This is a genomic window from Roseibium denhamense (assembly GCF_009711415.1).
Lineage (GTDB): Bacteria > Pseudomonadota > Alphaproteobacteria > Rhizobiales > Stappiaceae > Roseibium > Roseibium denhamense.
Map to the genome: position 1 here is coordinate 25,003 of NZ_SMLZ01000101.1, position 18,663 is coordinate 43,665.

The 18,663-nt window shown below is 57.6% G+C and carries 18 protein-coding genes; 12 read left to right on the forward strand and 6 right to left on the reverse strand.

Features of this window, described 5'->3' with window-relative positions; genetic code table 11:
• Positions 1-10 precede the first annotated feature (10 nt).
• The 3 genes from E1180_RS07420 to E1180_RS07430 all read right to left on the reverse strand — a co-directional run bounded on the left by E1180_RS07420 (position 11) and on the right by E1180_RS07430 (position 3,128).
• Entirely contained in the window at positions 11-1,117 is a 1,107-nt protein-coding gene (locus E1180_RS07420) for an alkene reductase (protein ID WP_155190542.1), read from the reverse strand.
• Between the two features lie 112 nt (positions 1,118-1,229).
• A complete protein-coding gene (locus E1180_RS07425) occupies positions 1,230-1,829 on the reverse strand; it encodes a TetR/AcrR family transcriptional regulator (RefSeq protein ID WP_155190543.1) in 600 nt (199 codons plus the stop codon).
• A gap of 90 nt (positions 1,830-1,919) precedes the next feature.
• Complete coding sequence (locus tag E1180_RS07430) at positions 1,920-3,128, reverse strand: ABC transporter substrate-binding protein (protein ID WP_208996995.1); 1,209 nt, start codon at positions 3,126-3,128, stop codon at positions 1,920-1,922.
• A 272-nt stretch (positions 3,129-3,400) separates the two neighbouring features.
• On the opposite strand from E1180_RS07430, the gene E1180_RS07435 reads away from it, so the two are divergent.
• From E1180_RS07435 to E1180_RS07450, 4 genes are all read left to right on the forward strand, one after another.
• Entirely contained in the window at positions 3,401-4,894 is a 1,494-nt protein-coding gene (locus tag E1180_RS07435; protein WP_155190544.1) for a hypothetical protein, read from the forward strand.
• 28 nt (positions 4,895-4,922) lie between these two features.
• Positions 4,923-5,405, forward strand: coding sequence for a hypothetical protein (locus E1180_RS07440; RefSeq protein ID WP_208996996.1), 483 nt, complete (start codon positions 4,923-4,925; stop codon positions 5,403-5,405).
• 141 nt (positions 5,406-5,546) lie between these two features.
• A complete protein-coding gene (locus E1180_RS07445) occupies positions 5,547-6,734 on the forward strand; it encodes a lytic murein transglycosylase (protein ID WP_155190545.1) in 1,188 nt (395 codons plus the stop codon).
• Positions 6,735-6,748: 14 nt separating this feature from the next.
• The gene (locus tag E1180_RS07450; RefSeq protein ID WP_155190609.1) at positions 6,749-7,081 is read left to right on the forward strand and encodes an SMR family transporter; all 333 of its coding nucleotides are present in this window, start codon (positions 6,749-6,751) and stop codon (positions 7,079-7,081) included.
• A gap of 176 nt (positions 7,082-7,257) precedes the next feature.
• Here the strand turns inward: E1180_RS07450 and E1180_RS07455 are convergent, their stop codons facing one another.
• Both E1180_RS07455 and E1180_RS07460 read right to left on the reverse strand, forming a co-directional pair.
• Positions 7,258-7,809, reverse strand: a complete 552-nt coding sequence (locus E1180_RS07455) for a cupin domain-containing protein (RefSeq protein ID WP_155190546.1) — start codon at positions 7,807-7,809, stop codon at positions 7,258-7,260.
• A gap of 138 nt (positions 7,810-7,947) precedes the next feature.
• Complete coding sequence (locus E1180_RS07460) at positions 7,948-8,652, reverse strand: metal-dependent hydrolase (RefSeq protein ID WP_155190547.1); 705 nt, start codon at positions 8,650-8,652, stop codon at positions 7,948-7,950.
• Between the two features lie 261 nt (positions 8,653-8,913).
• Between E1180_RS07460 and E1180_RS07465 the strand changes: the two genes are divergently transcribed.
• The 6 genes from E1180_RS07465 to E1180_RS07490 all read left to right on the forward strand — a co-directional run bounded on the left by E1180_RS07465 (position 8,914) and on the right by E1180_RS07490 (position 15,795).
• The gene (locus E1180_RS07465) at positions 8,914-11,319 is read left to right on the forward strand and encodes a bifunctional diguanylate cyclase/phosphodiesterase (RefSeq protein ID WP_155190548.1); all 2,406 of its coding nucleotides are present in this window, start codon (positions 8,914-8,916) and stop codon (positions 11,317-11,319) included.
• A 123-nt stretch (positions 11,320-11,442) separates the two neighbouring features.
• The gene (gene ruvX, locus E1180_RS07470) at positions 11,443-11,928 is read left to right on the forward strand and encodes a Holliday junction resolvase RuvX (protein ID WP_155190549.1); all 486 of its coding nucleotides are present in this window, start codon (positions 11,443-11,445) and stop codon (positions 11,926-11,928) included.
• Positions 11,929-12,111: 183 nt separating this feature from the next.
• A complete protein-coding gene (locus E1180_RS07475; RefSeq protein WP_155190550.1) occupies positions 12,112-13,038 on the forward strand; it encodes an AEC family transporter in 927 nt (308 codons plus the stop codon).
• 191 nt (positions 13,039-13,229) lie between these two features.
• The gene (locus E1180_RS07480) at positions 13,230-13,376 is read left to right on the forward strand and encodes a hypothetical protein (protein ID WP_155190551.1); all 147 of its coding nucleotides are present in this window, start codon (positions 13,230-13,232) and stop codon (positions 13,374-13,376) included.
• Between the two features lie 148 nt (positions 13,377-13,524).
• Positions 13,525-14,481 (forward strand): aspartate carbamoyltransferase catalytic subunit, encoded by a 957-nt coding sequence (locus tag E1180_RS07485; protein ID WP_155190552.1) that lies wholly within the window; start codon positions 13,525-13,527, stop codon positions 14,479-14,481.
• Positions 14,482-14,493: 12 nt separating this feature from the next.
• Positions 14,494-15,795, forward strand: a complete 1,302-nt coding sequence (locus E1180_RS07490; protein WP_283404449.1) for a dihydroorotase — start codon at positions 14,494-14,496, stop codon at positions 15,793-15,795.
• A 5-nt stretch (positions 15,796-15,800) separates the two neighbouring features.
• Here E1180_RS07490 and E1180_RS07495 read toward each other — a convergent pair whose 3' ends face one another.
• Entirely contained in the window at positions 15,801-16,364 is a 564-nt protein-coding gene (locus E1180_RS07495; RefSeq protein WP_283404450.1) for a peroxiredoxin, read from the reverse strand.
• 484 nt (positions 16,365-16,848) lie between these two features.
• On the opposite strand from E1180_RS07495, the gene plsY reads away from it, so the two are divergent.
• Together plsY and dprA are read left to right on the forward strand one after the other, a co-directional pair.
• Positions 16,849-17,511, forward strand: coding sequence for a glycerol-3-phosphate 1-O-acyltransferase PlsY (plsY, locus tag E1180_RS07500; RefSeq protein ID WP_155190553.1), 663 nt, complete (start codon positions 16,849-16,851; stop codon positions 17,509-17,511).
• The gene (gene dprA / locus E1180_RS07505; RefSeq protein WP_283404451.1) at positions 17,508-18,644 is read left to right on the forward strand and encodes a DNA-processing protein DprA; all 1,137 of its coding nucleotides are present in this window, start codon (positions 17,508-17,510) and stop codon (positions 18,642-18,644) included. Before plsY ends, dprA begins: the two co-directional genes overlap by 4 nt.
• Positions 18,645-18,663 lie beyond the last annotated feature (19 nt).

Below are 18,663 nucleotides of genomic sequence, written 5' to 3' on the forward strand. Positions count from 1 at the left end.
TCGATTTGCTCTATTCAGCGGCAACCATTGCCTCCGGCAATGCCGGGTAATCCGTATACCCCTTTTCATCGCCACCATAGAGCGTGTCCGGGTCAAGGTCATTCAAAGGCGCGTTTTTCCGGTAACGCTCCACAAGATCCGGATTGGCGATCAGGGGCCGGCCGATCGCAATGAGATCAAGCGTTCCGTTCTCAACAGCTTCAATCGCCATGTCCCGGTCATAGTTGTTGTTGCCCATCTTCGCTCCGTCAAACAGGGCATAAAGAGCGCTCAGGTCAGCCCCTTCCGGGATGTCACGCGGACCGCCAGTCTGCCCTTCCACCAGATGGAGATAGGCAAGGCCATAACCGTTCAGGACCTTGACCACATGCTCAAACAGCGGCTGCGGATTGCTCTCGGTGATGTTGTTGGCATTCGAGAACGGGCTGAGACGGATCCCGACACGATCAGCGCTCCAGGCGCCCACGACCGCATCGACCACCTCTTTCAGGAAACGGGACCGGTTTTCGATCGACCCGCCATAGTCGTCCCGGCGCTGGTTGGCACCGTCCTTCAAAAACTGGTCAATCAGATAGCCGTTTGCCGCATGGATCTCCACGCCATCGAAACCGGCAGCCTTGGCGTTCAACGTCGCCTTCCGGTAATCCTCGACAATTCCGGCGATTTCATCAATTTCGAGCGCCCGCGGTGTGGTTGTCTCAATGAAGTTCTCACCGTCAAAGGACTTTGAGGCTGCCGAGATGGCAGAAGGGGCAACCGGGTCAGCGCCGTCGGGCTGAAGCACAGGATGGGAGATCCGGCCCACATGCCAAAGCTGGATCACGATTTTTCCGCCCCGGTCATGAACGGCCTTCGTCACCTTCTTCCAGCCCTCAATCTGGGCTTCGGAATAAATCCCCGGTGTCCAGGCATATCCTTTTCCTTGAGGGGAGATCTGCGAGGCCTCGGTTATGATCAAACCGGCTGACGCACGCTGACCATAGTATTTGGCCTGCAATTCATATGGCGCATCGTCTTCCGCACGTGCCCGGTTGCGGGTCAGAGGTGCCATGACTATCCGGTTTTTCAGGTCAATGGCACCTGCTTTGCCCGGTGCGAACAATTTCGGATCTGACATTTGATAGCTCCTTGGCTTTCAATGAGGGGAGTTTGAATTTTACGGACTGACTGGTCCATATTTGGCCACACGCCTTCTCGATGCGGTGTCGAGAGTTAAGGCATGCGGGTATTTACGGCGACAGGACTGATCTGGCCTGCTTCAAGGTCTTGGTAATGCGGTCCGGCGATACGCCCGCCTTTCGGAGCGCGAGCGTCCCGATGGCAAGGGACGCGTAGGCGCTTGCCTTGTCACGGGCTGCCTCTGGATCCTCTGCGTCGAGTGTCTTTGCGAAGACGTCTTCGATTGTTTCTAGGTGCCTGCGGCCAATTTCAGCGACCTTGCTGTCATTGGGTGCCAATTCCGCAAGGCAGTTAATCAAGAGACACCCCCGCGGGCCGGACACCTCGCCAGACAGAGCCAGCATCATGGCCGCTACCGGATCCTCCGGGGCATCCGCTGCGATCGCCCGCAGATCATCCAGACAACTCCTGGAGTAACTCTCGAGCGCCCTGATGAAAAGCTGCTGCTTGCCGCCGAACGCACCGTAGAAGCTTGATCGGCTCAGGCCCATCGCCTTCGTCAGGTCATCAAGGGAGGTCGCTTCGTATCCTTTGGACCAGAACACCTGCAAGGCTGCTTCAAGCGCAGCCCCCTCATCAAACTCACGGGGTCGTCCGGGTCCGGAAGGCCTGGTTTCTTTGGCGGAGACTTGAGCAGCGGTGTCGGTCATTGACCTAATATGAACTGCCCAGTCCGGAATACAAGAGGGTGCGTGCAGATATTTTGGACCGGTCGTTTCAAAAACACCAAATGAGATTATTTACATCCGGCAGGACCCGGAATAAGCGTCACCGACGTCATCAAAGACGCGCGCGACCGCTTCCATCTCATACAGCGTGCTCGTCCGGCGGACACCTTCGACCAGATAGAAGTCCTGGATCGGGAACTGATTGGAATTGAAACGGAAATCCCCGCGCACGCTCTCAAAGGGCGCTGCGGAAATGGCCGACATCAGCGCTTCCTGTTCCTTGATACCACCGGTCAGTTCCAAGGAGAAATGAATGAGCTTGGCGGCATCATACCCATGCGCTGCATAGACGGACGGCGCGTAGTTGTACTCCCGGCCAAACTCACGAACGAAACGCTTGTTTGCGGGATTGTCCAGATTGGGCGCCCATGAGGACGCGGAAAAAAGGCCCTCCGCCTGTTCGGATGTATAGGGCAGCGTGATTTCGTTGATGGTATCCGATGACAGGAAGGGAACGATGCCCTTCAGACCGGATGTGTGAAACTGCCGGACCAGCTCCACCCCCATTCCACCGGGCATGTAGGCATAAATCGCGTCGGGCTGGAGTTCGGCGATCTGTTCAAACTCCTGGGAAAAATCGGTACTGCCGAGCCTTGGAAAGAAATCTCTTGCAATCTGGCCCTTGAAATGGCGCCGGAACGCAGCCACCGCATCGCGGGCCGCTTCATAATCGGGCGCAATGGTGACGATGTTCTGATAGCCTTTCAAACTGGCATAGCGGCCCATGGTTTCATGCACCTGGTCGTCCTGGGCACCGGTTGAGAAGAAGTAGCGGCTGCAGCTGCGGCCGGCAATCGGCGCCGGCCCGGAATGTGTGCCGATGAACAGCGTCCGGCTCCGGACAACAGGGTCGTGGACGGCCAGCATGATTTTCGAAAAGTTCACGCCGACAAGCACATCAATGCCGTTCTCTTCGATGAGCTTGGTTACCTGGTCGACGGCAAGCTCCGGATCGAGCTTGTCGTCCGTTTCAATGATGCTTGTCTCCAGACCGCCTAGCGCGCCATTCGACTGTTTTACGGCGAGCATGAACCCGTCGCGCATGTGCTTGCCGTAAATCGAGGCAGGTCCGGAAAATGTTCCCATAAGACCAATGCGGAGCGGCTGCGGCTCCTGGGCGCGGACCGGGGCTTGGAAAGCCGCCAAAGCCAGAATGCCTGCGAGTGCACCCGCAACTGGCACGCCCCGCATTCGCGTCAGAAAAGTCTTATAACCGCGCATAACTCGCCTCAATGCCCACAGTCCTTCCATCAAACAAGTGCCCTGTCTGATGCATCCCACTTGTTCCAAGATCGCAACAAACGGTTAGGCATTTGCAAACAGCCCTGCTGTCTCATACTGCCCCGATCACAACATCGTCATAATTACCGAGAAACTTCAAAAATAGGCCTCAATCCGGCCCGTGTGCGGTCGCATTAACATTTCTTAATAACTGTGTTCATTAAACGGTACGCGGCTTGTCGCGTGCCCTCAACCGCAGACTGGAGGGCTCCATGTTTCCTGTATCCGCCCAACAAAAGACGCCAGATCTTGACCCAGAAACACATGCGGACAATGCACCACACATCGAACCAGGCTCCGGCCCGACGCAAGAGACAGACGGCAGCGCACTTGCCGCCCGGATCCTGCAGCTGCATTCGGCCAATGCAGACCCAGGCGGCCTGCCGCCCAAACGGCCCAAAGCCACCTGGCTGGAGGAGGAAGACGAGCCGCCTCTCGATATTCCGCGCGTCCTGACAAAGCCGGACCCCGCATCAAGCGCCCACCTTGACCAGCCGGCGCCCAGTGCGCCAACAGTCCATGCGCCCCCTTCCCCGCCGGGCTTCCGCTATCTCGCCTTGTCCACTCTAGTGATTGGCTTTGTCGGCGGTGGTGCGCTTGCAGTGGAATTCGATGTTTTGAAACTGGAGAGCGGGGCAACTGACCTGACCGTGAACACGGAAACAATCAATGTTCCCGCTTCGCCGCTGCTTGAAAAACCGAGCGGAGCCCAGATCGCATCGGCCAAGGAGCGGATCCGCGATGCCTTTGCGGCGGGGACCAGCGCTGCCTCTGACCTGACTCCAGAACCGGAGACAGCAGCACAGTCCCCAGCTCCGCGACGTGAGCCTGTGTCCGGGCCCGCAACGCCTGATCCGCATCTGCGCGCTGCGGTCCGCCTGGCCAGTACCGCTGCAACACTCCCAGTATCTTCAGGAATTCGACCAGCTCCGGCCGGGAACGGACCAGCAGGCATCGGTCATGCGCATGCGCCAGCAACCCCTCAAACGGACCATTCGGCGAGCCCCCGGGATATCCCAGGACGATCCGATCAACTGCGACCCGATACCGTTCCTTTGTCAGTTCAGGAACCGCCGCAGGACCTAGCCACAGGGGTTTCTGTTGATCCGGCGTATCCCAATTCCGGCCGAACCACGGTCTCGGTAAATCTGCGCGAGAGCGAAGACAAGAATGCCGACATTGTCGCCGTCATTCCCGAAAACACCGGCATCCGGTTTAAGGATTGCGGAAGATGGTGGTGCGGCGTCTCATTTAATGGTGCCCAAGGGTTTGTCGGGAAAGACTTCATGGAGCCCGTTAAAGTGGCCACTGCAATCGTGACCGGAGAAAATGCCGGCATCATTGCAAGTGCTGATGCACAAGACCCGAAGGCGGAGGACCCAATCGTGAATGAACAACCAAACGACCCGACCGGTCTGGAGCCCGATGACTGGGAAACCCCGGCCGAACTTCCAATAGACCTTACCCATATGAATATCGGGATCGCCCGTGAGGCCACAGAATTCCGCGGATCACCGGACACAAGCCTGCCAGTCATGGCAATCATTCCGGAAGGGGCTGCCGTGAGATATAATACCTGTAGCGACGGCTGGTGCGAGGCGGGTTATCAGGACCGGCGCGGATATGTGCGGGAAGACGCGATCGAGCGCCAGCAAAACGAAACCAAGTCTTATGGGAATACGCCGTATTATACCTACCCGGACTAAATCACATCGTCGTAGCGGGAAAAACGCCATGAGTAACAGGTCCACATTTGCCGCAGCACATAGTTGCTTGTTCACCTTTGTCATGGCGCTCGCCTTCCCCGCTTTGCCAGCGAGTGCCCAAGGAACCGACTGCGTTCTTTACGCGACCGATTATGCGAATGCTCGTATGGGCAGCGGCGACGTGATGGGCGATGCGGTGTCGGGCGGAATGGAAGGCGCCGTCGTTGGCGGTGCATGGCGCGGACAATCGGGAGCGCGGCGCGGCGCAGAAGCTGGCGGCGCGCTCGGCGTTCTCGACAATCTCGGGTCTTTGCCGGGCGGCTGGCAAGCGCTTTACGATATGGCTTATCAGATTTGCCTTCAGCAAAACTCCCCGGCGCGGGGCGGATATGGGGCTTCTCCGGACGGCGCGGCCGGTGGCTGCCGCTCCTCGGCGACCATCAACAAGCCCATGCAAAAATCGCCGGATGGAAGTCTCATGGTTGGCTCCGGCGGCCGGAACTGCCAGTAGCCCGCCTTCCCGGGTATGCAATTGGTGGATGATCCCGGTTTTCACGATGTCCGCCGGTTGACCGGCGGCGTGATGCACAGTCAACTGTGACCGATTTCACGGTCCGCCACGCGCCTTTCAATCCGACGACAGGACATTTTTATGAGCCGCCGCCTTTCCGCTCCCGCCGCGCTTGCCGCCACCCTGCTGCTGACCCCTGTACCAGCCGCTCACGCGCAGGAGTGCGGTGGTGATTTTCGTCAGTTCCTTGCAGGCGTAAAACAGGAAGCGGTGGCAAAAGGCCTATCGCCACAGGCCGCCGACCGCACGCTCGCAAATGCCCAGATTGACCGCAAAGTCCTGTCACGCGACCGGGCCCAGGGCGTCTTCAAGATGCCGTTTCTTGATTTTTCCAAGCGGGTTATCTCCGGATACCGGATGAAAAACGGCGCGGCCAATATGCAAAAATATGGCGCGATCTTCGACCGCACTGAGCGCGAGTACGGCATTCCCGCGCCGGTCATCACCGCATTTTGGGCGCTTGAAACCGACTACGGCGCCGTTCAAGGCGACTTCAACACGGTCAATGCACTTGCCTCCCTCGCCCATGATTGCCGGCGTCCGGAATTGTTCCGCCCGCAGCTGATCGCCGCGATTGAAATGGTTCAGCACGGTGATTTGGACCCGCAGCGCACCACCGGCGCCTGGGCCGGGGAAATCGGCATGGTGCAAATGCTGCCCGAAGACATCATCAAGTATGGAAAGGACGGAGATGGCGACGGCCATGTCTACCTGAAACAAAGCGCGGAAGATGCCATCTTGACCGCCGGTGCTTTCATTCACAGCCTCGGCTGGCGCGCGGGTGAACCCTGGCTCCAGGAAGTCATCGTCCCGCAGGACCTTAACTGGGCCGAGACCGGTCTTGGTAAAACCAAGAGCGGTTCAGATTGGGCTGCCCTCGGTGTTGCGCCACGCAGCGGTCAGATCTCGGGCGACCTGCAGGCCTCCCTTCTGCTGCCGCAGGGCCGCAAGGGCCCGGCGTTTCTGGCCTATCCGAACTACGAAATTTACCTGGAGTGGAACCAGTCCTTCATCTACACAACCACCGCCGCCTATTTCGCAACACGGCTGGCGGGCGCCCCGGTTTACAATCAGGGCAATCCGGACCCGGGCTTGAGTGATCCGCAGATGAAGCAGCTGCAGACCAAGCTCCAGGCAATGGGTTATGATGTCGGCAAGATCGACGGGATATTGGGCGCTGGAACCCGGAATGCGGTTCAACAGGTGCAACAGCAACTCGGCATGCCGGCAGATGCCTGGCCGACGCCTGACCTTCTTAACCGCTTATGACGGCAGGTATCACGCTGGCGACCTATCTGTTTCTGGGCGCTGCCATTGTTTCCGAGGTCATTGCGACATCGGCTCTGGCCCGTTCTGACAATTTCACCCGCCTCGTCCCGTCCATCATAACGGTCCTTGGATACGCGGTGTCCTTCTGGTGCCTGTCGTTTCCGATCAAGGTGCTGCCGACAGGTGTCGTCTACGCCATATGGTCTGGCGCCGGCATTGTCTTGATTACAATGGTGGCATGGTTTGTTTTTGACCAGAAACTGGATCTTCCCGCGCTCATCGGACTTGCGTTGATCCTGGCGGGCGTGATCGTGATCAACGTGTTTTCCAAGTCTGTCGGACACTAGGGCAAAGCGCATTTAGCCGGTGTCGTCTTTCACTTTCTGAAATCAATGATTTCAACGCAAAAGACGACATATGATGAATTTAAATTAATGCGATACGCACTAGTTAGCGGTCAGAGCAAAGATGTTGCCTAGCTAGCGCGGCCCAATCGGGACCGCGCATGCCGGCCTTAAACGTCTTATTCGACCTTGAGCTTGTCTGATCCCGGTGCTTCTTCCGGAACGGTTGCCTCATTGCCGTCTCCGAGCAGGTAAACCGCAAGGATCCGGACCGGAGTGTCTCCGGTGTTTTCTCCGCGATGTGTCACAGACATGGCTTCGAGGATACCCTCGCCTTCACGATAGACCTTCTTGCCGATTTCTTCATAGGTGACGGTGATCTCACCTTGGAGGATATAGGCAAACAAGGGCGCCTTGTGCTGATGCCATCCGGTTACCTGACCCGGCTGAAGTGTGAGTTCGATGGCATGAACGGACGGATTGTTTTGCGGGAAGGAAACGGTTTCCCCGGCAATGGTCTTGCTCCCGGAAAACACTTCGCGCAGTTCGGGATAAAGCGTTTTTGCAGTTTCCGCTTCGGCCGCTGCGGCTTTCGATCCCGGCTTCGCACTTGGCTGGGATGGTGCTGGCTTTCCATCCGGCGTAATGGATTTATCGGCCGCTTGCGCTGGCAACGCGCTGATGAAAACCGACGCAAAAAGGACCGGAATTAGCCGTTTTATCTGTTTCATGATCCGTGTTTCCGACTCATTTTAATCCTGCGACCGCAGACTAGAACAGCGGGCGGTAAAGCGGAACCAGTTTACCGCCTGAAGCTGACCAGTTGTGGAGTACCGGGCATGCCCCAAATGCGCTGCGATCAATTCTTGTCAAATGTCGAGTTGAGCACCGGGCGACAGGCTTGCCACTTTCGAAGCATCCTGTCCTAACGCCTTGGTGAACGCGTCTGCTGTCTGGTCGATAATCGGGAACGACCCGAAGTGACAGGGGATGATAGTGTCGAACTCGAAGAACCGCTGGCAAGCCAGTGCGGCAACCTTCCCGCCCATTGTGAAACGGTCCCCCACCGGTACCAGCCCGACCTTAGGCCTGTAGATCTCGTTGATCAGTGCCATGTCGGAAAAGATATCGGTATCTCCCATGTGATAGACCACTTTCTGCCCAGGGAACTCGATAATCACGCCATGCGGATTACCCAGGTAGATCGCCTCGCCATCGCTTTGTTTCGAAGATGAGTGTTCGGCCTTGGTCAGAGCAACCTTGAACGCTCCGGCATCCACCATTCCGCCGGTGTTCATCGGGTTGATGTTCTCGACACCCTGGCGGTTCGCCCACATGCAAATCTCGAAGTTCGAAGTCAGCTGGGCGCCGGTCTTCTTCAGGATATCGATACTGTCACCGACATGATCATCGTGCCCGTGGGTGAGGATAACGTGCGTCACCCCATCGGCAACCTGATCTATCGTCAAGTTTTCTGGAAAGGAGGGATTTCCAGTCAAAAACGGATCAATCAAAATGCTTGTTCCGGCATGTTCGATTTTGAATGCCGAATGACCAAACCATGTAAGCTTCATATTGTTTTCTCCACCCGAAACATCTGCGTCATTCTACGTAAAACCGCAGGGTTAAATTAACAATGCTAGCTTTTCTAATGTTGCCGCGTGGCTCTTTTGAGACGATTATACAAAGAATAGGTGCTGGGTCGGAACGCTGCATGCGGGATTTATGCTGGCGGCAAAAGGATTGCGGGAATTCATAATTACTGCATCGGGCAATGCCTGATCACATGGAAGGCGGCTGATCTAGGCACTGCGCCGGTTTGACAAGGAAATTGGATGAAGATCCGAAGCTACCTCGTCTTGTTTTTTTTACTCGCAGCGATCGTACCGACCCTGATTTTCAGCGTCTGGTCGTATCGCGACACGGTCTCCCGGGAATTCGAAGAGGTCAGAGACCGGCATCTTCTGCTTGCACGAAAAGCCGCTGGCGCGCTGGATCGTTATCAGCGTGACCTCGTCTTTGGCGTCGACGCAGCAGCGATGGCAATCCAGCGCGGTGATGCGATGCAAGAACTTGGAACGTGGCTGCAGCAGCTGGATATCAAATGTCTGGCAATCGTCGACAAGACCAGTGGCGGCATCTTCAAGACCATTTCATCGGCACCGTTCAGCGAGAGCTTCTTCACACCCGCACTCATACGATCCCTTGGAGATTTCGCGCGCTTCGACGGGACCGAGTTCACCAACGTCAAGCCCGGCCCGGATGGGAGCAATGCCATCTTTCTCATCAAGGATTTGGGAGATCATGTTGCCGTCGCCGCGATTGCTCCGGACTATATAATCGAGCTCGGAAAAAGCATCACCTTTGGAGAAGAAGGTCATGCGGCCATTGTCGACCGAGCGGGGAATGTCATTGCACATCCCAAGCCCGACTGGATCGAAGAAAGACGCAATCTTTCAGAAATTCTCGTTGTTGCGCAGATGATGCGCGGGGAAACCGGCATCGGCGAATTTTATTCGCCTTCGGCAAACAAGAACATGATTGCTGGGTTCACAACCGTCCCGGGCCCCGGATGGGGTGTGATGGTACCGCAGCCCGTGAGCGAGATTTACGCAAAGGCGAAGGCGTCCCAATCATCCTTAGGTTTGATCATGGCACTTGCCGTACTGTCAACGCTGGCCGTTGGGGCCTATTTCGCCCGCTCCTTGTCGCGCCCTATCGAGAACCTTGCCAGGGTGATGCATGACAGCACTGTTCAGCGAAAGCTCGCGCAGGTCACCAGCCCGCCGAAAATGATGCACTTTCTTGAGGTCAATGAGGTTTGCGCAAGCTACAATCGCCTGGTTGACCGGATGACCACCGCCAATCGGAAGATTGAAAAGCTCGCCTTTACCGATCAAGTGACTGGACTTCCCAACAGGGGCAGCCTTTTGACCTTGTCCAGCCCGATACTGGAGCGGGCAACATCAGCCAAAGGCGGCGGAATCCTTCTGTTGATCGATCTGGACAACTTCAAGGAAATCAACGACCTGCTCGGTCATGATGCTGGCGATCAGCATTTGCAGGCCTGCGCACAGGCCCTGGAAACGGTCGCGGAAAACCTTGCCGAGACGCTTCCGGCAGAAAGCGGCGCCTCCCGGGAAACTCCGATCGCAGCCCGCATAGGAGGAGACGAATTCATCATGGTGGTAAAGGGGGCCGTGGACGACACGACCGTAAAGGCCACCCTCGAAGCAGTGCGGTCAGCCCTCGCGGCACCGGCACCGAACCAGAATGTGATGATGAGTGCCAGCGTTGGATGCGCAAGGTTTCCGAAGGATGGCCGTGATCTTGAGGAACTGATCAAACGGGCGGATATCGCGATGTATCACGCCAAGAGCGCCGGCAAGAACCGGACCCAGATCTATACGCCCCTGCTTGGTACAAAGTCCGCGGCAGAAATCCGCCGCGATCTCATGAACGCAATGGAAAACGGCGAGCTTTATCTGGAGTATCAGCCCAAGATCTGCACCCGCCGCAGGAAAGTCATCAGCGTTGAAGCGCTTGCACGCTGGGACCATCCGGAAATCGGTCTCTATCTGCCCAAATTCTGGGTTCCGGTATTGATGGGATCCCACACCATGAACCGGCTCGGCGAATGGGTCGTGGCGCAGGCCATGCGCGATCTTGAGATCCTTCGAAGCAATGGCCACGATCTTTGGATGTCGGTCAATATCGGCTCAGATCACTTCGTTGCCCCTGATTTCATAGAAACGGTCGAGGCGATCCAAAAGGAGCAAGGCTTTGACCGCTCTCTTTTGGAAATCGAAGTGACCGAAGATGCCCTGTTCACATCCGAACAAAGGGCTATCGCGGCCTTCAACGGCCTTCATGACCTGGGTTACCGGATTTCGATCGATGATTTTGGCAGCGGATATTCCAACATCACACGCCTTGCGAGCCTGCCTGTCGACTTCCTGAAGATCGATCAATCAATCATTTCTGCAGCCAACCAGAATGCCCGGGCACGCACCATCCTGGCGTCAACCATCACCATGGCCACCGACCTTGGCTGCTTCACGGTTGCGGAGGGCATCGAAACCGATCGTCAGGCCGAATTTGCCACACTCATGGGCGCGAATTGTCTTCAAGGCTTCTACTTTACGCCCAGCCTACCCATGGACGAGTTGTCCATCTGGCTCAATGAGCAAAATGGACCGCAGGGGCACAGCTATCTGAGAGCCGATACGGAGCCGGTCTAAGGTTTCTCACAGGGCTCTTCTCGGCATTTCCGGCAAATGTCCGGCGGCTACATATTGGTGAGCGTTTACCTACCCTTTGCACAGGCTCTGGTCATACCACCGGTGGACTGCTAAAGGCCACGCATGGCAAACGATCCCGCACTTTCACTGAATGACTTTCTGACCGCAGTTCCGCCCCAGGGCAGATTGATCGGGCTTGATCTTGGCACCAAGACAATCGGACTTGCCCTATCCGACCTGGGCAGAGGTATCGCCTCTCCGATGGAAACCATCCGCCGCAAGAAGTTTACAATCGATGCCGAATATCTTCTTGGCTTGTGCGCCAAGCACGAGGTGGGCGGCATGGTGCTCGGATTGCCGCTGAACATGGACGGATCCGAAGGCCCGCGTGCCCAGGCGACACGCGCCTTTTCGCGGAACCTTGCACAGAAAACAGATCTGCCCGTGACCTACTGGGATGAAAGGCTCTCAACAGCCGCCGTCACCAGGACCCTGCTAGAAGCCGATTCCAGCCGGGCAAAACGCGCAGATGCCGTCGACAAGATGGCCGCCGCCTACATTCTGCAAGGTTTCCTGGACCGGTTGGGCCACATGGGATTAGATGAATAATCCCCACCAGACGGTTCCCTCGTTGTGATTTTCACTCCGGACTAACCCTGGATCAGCGGGCGGCAACCGGTCTCCCTTTTCCGCTCAAACCTGATCGCTTATTGACTGGCCGAGCCTCGTTGGCGTTTTCAACACCACGCCTGATGCTCTGGCGGTCTTTTTTCAGAAAGGCAGCACTGCGCCATGCTCATGACCTTGTTCGCGTTGACGCCCGTTATCCTCGTCAGTGCCTGCGGATATCTCATCGCCCGCACAGGTGTCATTACCGGAGATCAGTGGCGCGGCGTTGAACAACTCGCCTATTACGTTCTGTTTCCGGCGGTCCTGTTCCGCACCATTTCACAAGCCGACTTCTCAAGTGTTCCGACCTTCAACATGGGCGGCGCCCTACTGGCGACCATAGTTGTCATGGCGGCGTTTCTCCTGCTTTTCAGACCGCTTACCGAGCGCATCTGGGGGATTGCCTCCTACCGCTTCACCTCGATTTTTCAGGGAACCTTGCGCTGGAATGCCATGATCGCGCTTGCGATTGCCGATAACGTGGCCGGAGACCTTGGCCTTGCCATGCTGGCGGTCGCAATGGTGTTCATGATCCCGATCCTCAACATCCTGTGCATCTTGGTCTTGTCCCGCTATGCGAGCGGCACGACGCCCAGCGGCGCAAAGATTCTCAAGGATCTTTACTCGAACCCCTTCATTGTCTCGATCGCCGCCGGTGTTGTCTTCAACCTGACGGGCCTCACCCTTCCGCAGGTGTTCGACAACACGCTCGCGATCTTTGCCAGCGCCGCCGTGCCCATCGGCATCATCTGCGTGGGGGCCGGACTGGATCTCAGCTCCCTGCGCCGTCCTGGTCCAGCCTTGACCATGGGAACCTTCCTGCGCCCGCTTCTCATGCCCCTGGTCGCCTTTGGATTCGCCTGGATCTTCAACGTTACGGGGCCTGCGCTCAGTGTGATCATAGTGGCCTGCGCCGTCCCGTCTGCAAGCAGTTCGTATCTGCTTGCAAGGCAAATGGGCGGAGACGCGAAGCTGATGGCAGAAATCATAACTCTGCAAACGCTGACAGCCTCTGTCACCATCCCGCTCGCACTGCTGCTTTACACGTAATTTCAGTGACAAAAATCACTTTCATTCTGATCTGGAGCCCTTTATCAAATATTTATTTTGCATACATTACCAGAATACTACTCATTTACTTCAGTATTTGTCAGGATGATTTTTCCAAGGCATTGCCATCGTCACACGGTTATGTGAATTCAGCGGCGTTACTCCAACTTATTTCCAAAATGGAAGATGCCATGAAAAGAACAATCCTTGCTCTCAGCGTCTGTTTCGCGTTGTCCAGCCCGGCACTTGCCAATGAATGCTCTACCGAGTCCGTTCAGCAAAAAACCATGGAAGTCGCAACCGAAATGCAGAGTTACGCGCAGCAAATTCCTGCGTGATGGAGCGGCGCCGCAAGGCGCCGCGTTCACTTTGACCGGGACATTTTTTGTCCGTTCGATCAAATATTTGACCACCATGTGGACAGCGGTGACCATTGCGGATCAGAGCTTGTGCACGGGAACGATTCCGCCTAAAGCAATGATCTCGATGACCGCGACACACACCCATCGAGACAACCCTTATCCCCATCGCCATCTGCTGGGCATTGAGGGTCTTCACCCCCACGAAATTCTGGGCCTTCTGGACCGGGCGGAACAGGCCGTTGAGGTGTCCCGCCAGCTGAGCAAGCGCAAGCACGTACTTGCAGGCAGAACCCAGATAAATCTCTTTTTCGAGAATTCCACCCGCACCCAAAGCTCTTTCGAGCTGGCCGGAAAACGCCTCGGTGCGGACGTGATGAACATGGCTGTTTCCCAGTCGTCCGTGAAAAAGGGCGAAACTTTGATCGACACGGCGGCGACGCTGAACGCCATGCATCCGGATCTTCTGGTGGTCCGCCACCATGCAGCGGGAGCCGTCCACCTTCTGGCGCGGAAGGTCGGCTGCGCTGTGGTCAATGCCGGCGACGGCCCCCATGAGCACCCGACACAGGCGCTGCTGGATGCGCTGACGATCCGGCGGCACAAGGGAAAGATTGCAAGGCTCACCGTTGCGATCTGCGGCGACATTGCCCATTCCCGCGTGGCCCGGTCCAACATCATTTTGTTGAACGCCCTCGGTGCCAGGGTCCGTGCCATTGCCCCGTCAACGCTTCTGCCGTCCGGCATCGCGAAGATGGGCGTTGAGGTGTTCAACGACATGCGCGAAGGGCTGAAAGGGGCGGATATCGTCATGATGCTGCGCCTGCAGCGCGAACGGATGAATGGCGCTTTTGTTCCGTCGGTCCGCGAGTACTACCGGTACTATGGGCTCGACGCCGAAAAGCTTGCGTATGCCAGAGACGACGCGCTGGTCATGCACCCAGGACCGATGAACCGCGGCGTTGAAATCGACGCATCAATCGCGGACGGGGCGCAAAGCCTGATCCGCGAACAGGTCGAAATGGGGGTCGCCGTTCGCATGGCCGTCCTGGAAGCGCTCGCCGACAACCTGCCAGCAAGCTAGAGGATAGTGATCGTGGCCTTTGACACACCCAAGCCTCTGGTGCTCACGAATGCCAGAGTAATCGATCCGGCGCGCAAACTCGATGCGGCGGGCTCTGTCATCATTGCTGACGGCACGATCCTGGCCGCAGGTCCGGAGGCAGCCAACCAGGGCGCGCCCTACGGGGCGGATATCATCGACTGCAAGGGGGCGATTGCCTGCCCCGGCCTGATCGACATGTGCGTTTCGGTGGGCGAACCGGGGGCCGAACACCGGGAAACACTCGCCAGCGCCTCTGATGCCGCGGCCGCCGGCGGCGTGACAACCATCTGCACGATGCCGGATACGGATCCGGTCATCGACGATCCCGCGCTGGTCGATTTCATCCTCCGCCGGGCGCGGGACACCGCCGAGGTCAATGTCCATCCGCTTGCTGCACTGACGAAAGGGCTTGCAGGTCAGGAAATGACCGAAATCGGTCTCCTGCAAGAAGCAGGCGCTGTTGCCTTCACAAATGGCCACAAGTCGGTCAAGAACGCCCAGGTCATGCGCCGGATGATGACCTATGCCCGCGATTTCGATGCCCTCGTGATCCATCATGCGGAAGACCCGGACCTTGCCGGCGGGGTCATGAATGCCGGGCTGAACGCCAGCTGGAAGGGTCTTTCCGGCGTGCCCCGCGAGGCGGAAATCATCATGCTGGAACGGGACCTGCGCCTGGTCGGCATGTCCAAGGGCAAGTACCACGTCAATTTGGTCTCAACGTCAGACAGCGCAGATGTCATCCGGGGTGGCAAGGCCAAGGGCCTGAACATCACCGCCGGTGTTTCAATCAATCACCTCACGCACAATGAAAACGACATCGGCGCCTACCGCACCTTCTTCAAGATGTCGCCACCCCTGCGCGATGAGGATGACCGGCAGGCGATGATCGCAGCCGTCGCGGACGGGACAATCGACATCATCTGCTCCAACCACGATCCGCAGGATGTCGAGACCAAGCGCCACCCCTGGGCGGAAGCCGAGGACGGAGCCATTGGCCTTGAAACCCTGCTTGCCGCCGCTCTCCGGCTTTACCACTCCGAACAGGTTGATCTGTCGACACTGCTCGCAGCCATGACCTGCAATCCGGCGGACCGGCTCGGGCTGGAGACGGGGCGGCTGGCCAAAGGCGCTCCGGCCGATGTGATCGTCTTTGATCCGGAGCGTCCGTGGGTGCTGGAGAAGAGCGCGATCCGCTCACGCTCCAAGAATTCACCGTTCGAGGATGCGCGGTTCTCCGGCCGGGTCCTGCGAACAGTTGTTGGCGGCAGGACTGTCTTCGCGCATGGGTGAGATACCTAGCTCTGGTTGTCTTTTAGCCATGCCATGACATCGGCGGCATTCCGGTCCGGCGGGAACACCGGATAAAACACTTTGATCACGACGCTGTCACGGACAATAAGGGTCAGGCGCTTGAGCAGCGTTTGACCCTCGACCTCAAAAGTCGGCAAGTTGAGCGCCGTTGTCAGCTCTAATCCCGCGTCTGAAAGCAGCGGAAAGGGCAAGTGCAACCGGTCCACGGCCTCCGACTGATAGGCGGTCGATTGCGTCGACAGGCCGAAGATATGGCTTGCCCCAAGGGCCGACAGCTCCTTGTAGTGGTCCCGGAAGGCACAGGATTGCGGCGTGCACCCGCGGGCACCTGGTATCATGTCCCAACCATCGGGCAAAGGTGTGCCCGGCTGCCCGGTCTTTGGATACGCATAAACAACGCTCGTGCCGGAGAGCCTAGAAAGGTCGACCTGACCTCCATTTGTTGCGTCCAAAGCCAGCGCAGGCATATCTGCCCCCTCAATCCGGCTAGCAGTCCCATCATCTTCAGGGACAGGTAACTTGGACCAATCGACTTCTTTCAGGCTCACCGTTTTTCTCCAGGTGGGTAGATGCTTTGAAACGCAATCTGGCACAGCGACTCACTTTGGCAAGGAAATCAATAAATTTGCAGAAGCAGATGTCCTCGCCCTAATTGCCGGACTTGATCCACTGCTGTCCGGTATCGGTTCCGGGATCCTTTATATCTCATTGTACCCAACGGAGATTTAAAGCCAGTCAGCTCTTCGGACATAAAGCAAACCTCTCCGCTTGCTCCCCTCTCCCCTCACGAGGGTGGAGACGGGAACAAAGGGCAAAGCTTTGCCAAATTCCCAGGCGTTCCCCTTATACCGGACAGCAGTAGACTTGATCCGGCAATTCATGCTGCCGCACAGCCAACAGCACCGGTGGTGTGCTTTTGAAACGAAACGGTATGGAACCCTGGATCAAGTCCGGGTATGACCAATAAGGAACGCCAGCCGGTGGCCTTCTGTCGTTACCGTTGGTGTCCGGTGAATTGGGAGAAGAACAAAAATGCCTGATCCGATCAGTTGGGAGCTTGCCTGGCCCTTTTATCTCGGCGCCTTGCTCTTCGGGTATCTGCTCGGATCGGTCCCATTCGGACTGCTTTTCACAAAGGCTGCCGGTCTCGGCGATATCCGCAAGATCGGGTCCGGCAACATCGGCACCACGAACGTCTTGCGGACCGGCAACAAGAAGCTGGCGGCAGCAACGCTTCTCGGCGACGGTCTGAAAGGGACGGCTGCCGTCCTGATCGCAGCCCGATTTGGACCGGACACGGCAGTCATTGCCGGGTTTGGCGCCTTTCTGGGGCACCTTTTCCCCGTGTGGCTGAAATTCAAGGGTGGCAAGGGTGTTGCCACCTATCTTGGCATTCTCTTGGGGCTTTATTGGCCCATGTTCCTGATTGCAGCGCTCACATGGATCGGCGTTGCTGTGGCCTTCCGCTACTCATCGTTGTCGGCGCTGATCATGAGCGCCGTGACCCCTGTCATGCTCTATCTGGTGTTTTCGCAGTTCCAGGCCGCCGAAGTTTTCCTGGCCATGACAGTGCTCCTTTGGGCAAAGCATCATGAAAATATCGGCCGCCTCCTGAAGGGCCAGGAGAGCAAAATCGGCTCGAAATCGAAAGCGGCGGAAACCCCCGCTGCCGAACCCGGCAGCGGAGGCGCGTGAGCGGCCCCTCGCCCGATAAAACACTTCGCCTCTCAGAGGCACAGCGCCTTGCTTGGCTGCGGCTAATACGCTCGGAAAATGTTGGACCGTCGACCTTCCGCGACTTGCTGAACCACACCGGGTCGGCCAAGGAAGCCCTTCAGCTCCTGCCGGAACTTTCACGGCGTGGCGGCAAAAAGACCTACCGGGTGTGCAGCCATAATGATGCGGTTGCGGAGTTGGAGGCGCATGAGAAAGTCGGCGCCCGCCTGGTTGCCTTGGGTGAAGCTGGGTATCCTCCGCACCTAAGACACATAGATGGGCCGCCGCCCCTCCTGTCCATGAAAGGCGGACAGGCGGCTGGGCACCCAAAGATGGTGGCCATCGTCGGCGCGCGGAATGCATCGCTCTCCGGACGGAAACTGGCCGCCACTTTTGCCCGTGATCTGGGCGCAGAAGATTATGTGATTGCATCCGGGCTCGCGCGCGGGATCGACGCCGCCGCCCACGATGCCGCGCTGACAACGGGGACAGTTGCCGTCTTTGCAGGCGGTATCGATATTCTTTATCCGCCGGACCATGACCGTCTGCTGGCTGCAATTTTAAATAGCGGAGGAACTGCAATCAGTGAAATGCCGTTCGGCTGGAAACCCCGTGGCCGGGACTTCCCGCGCCGAAACAGGCTGATCTCGGGCCTTTCCCTCGGCGTCGTGGTGATCGAGGCGGCCAAGGCATCCGGCTCGCTTCACACAGCCCGGTTTGCCCTGGAGCAAAACCGGGACATCTTCGCCGTGCCGGGATCACCGCTCGACCCGCGCTCGGAAGGGGCCAACAATCTCATCCGGCAGGGTGCGACCCTGGCCACTTCGGCGCAGGATGTTCTGGAAGGACTTGCCGGACGCATCGAACCGGCCCTGCCCTTTGATCGCGATCTGATGGAGCCGGATGATGATACCCGTTTTGGCCCGGTTGAGCCGGATGACAAACTTCGGGCGGACATCATATCGGCCCTTGGCCCGACGCCCATAGACCTTGATGAACTGATCCGCTTTGTGGGCGGCAATTTCCGTGCGGTCCACGTCATTCTTCTTGAGCTGGAGCTCGCCGGCCGCCTGGAGCGGCACCGGGGAAACAAAATCTCACTGCTGATGTGAACAGAAAAATACCATGTTT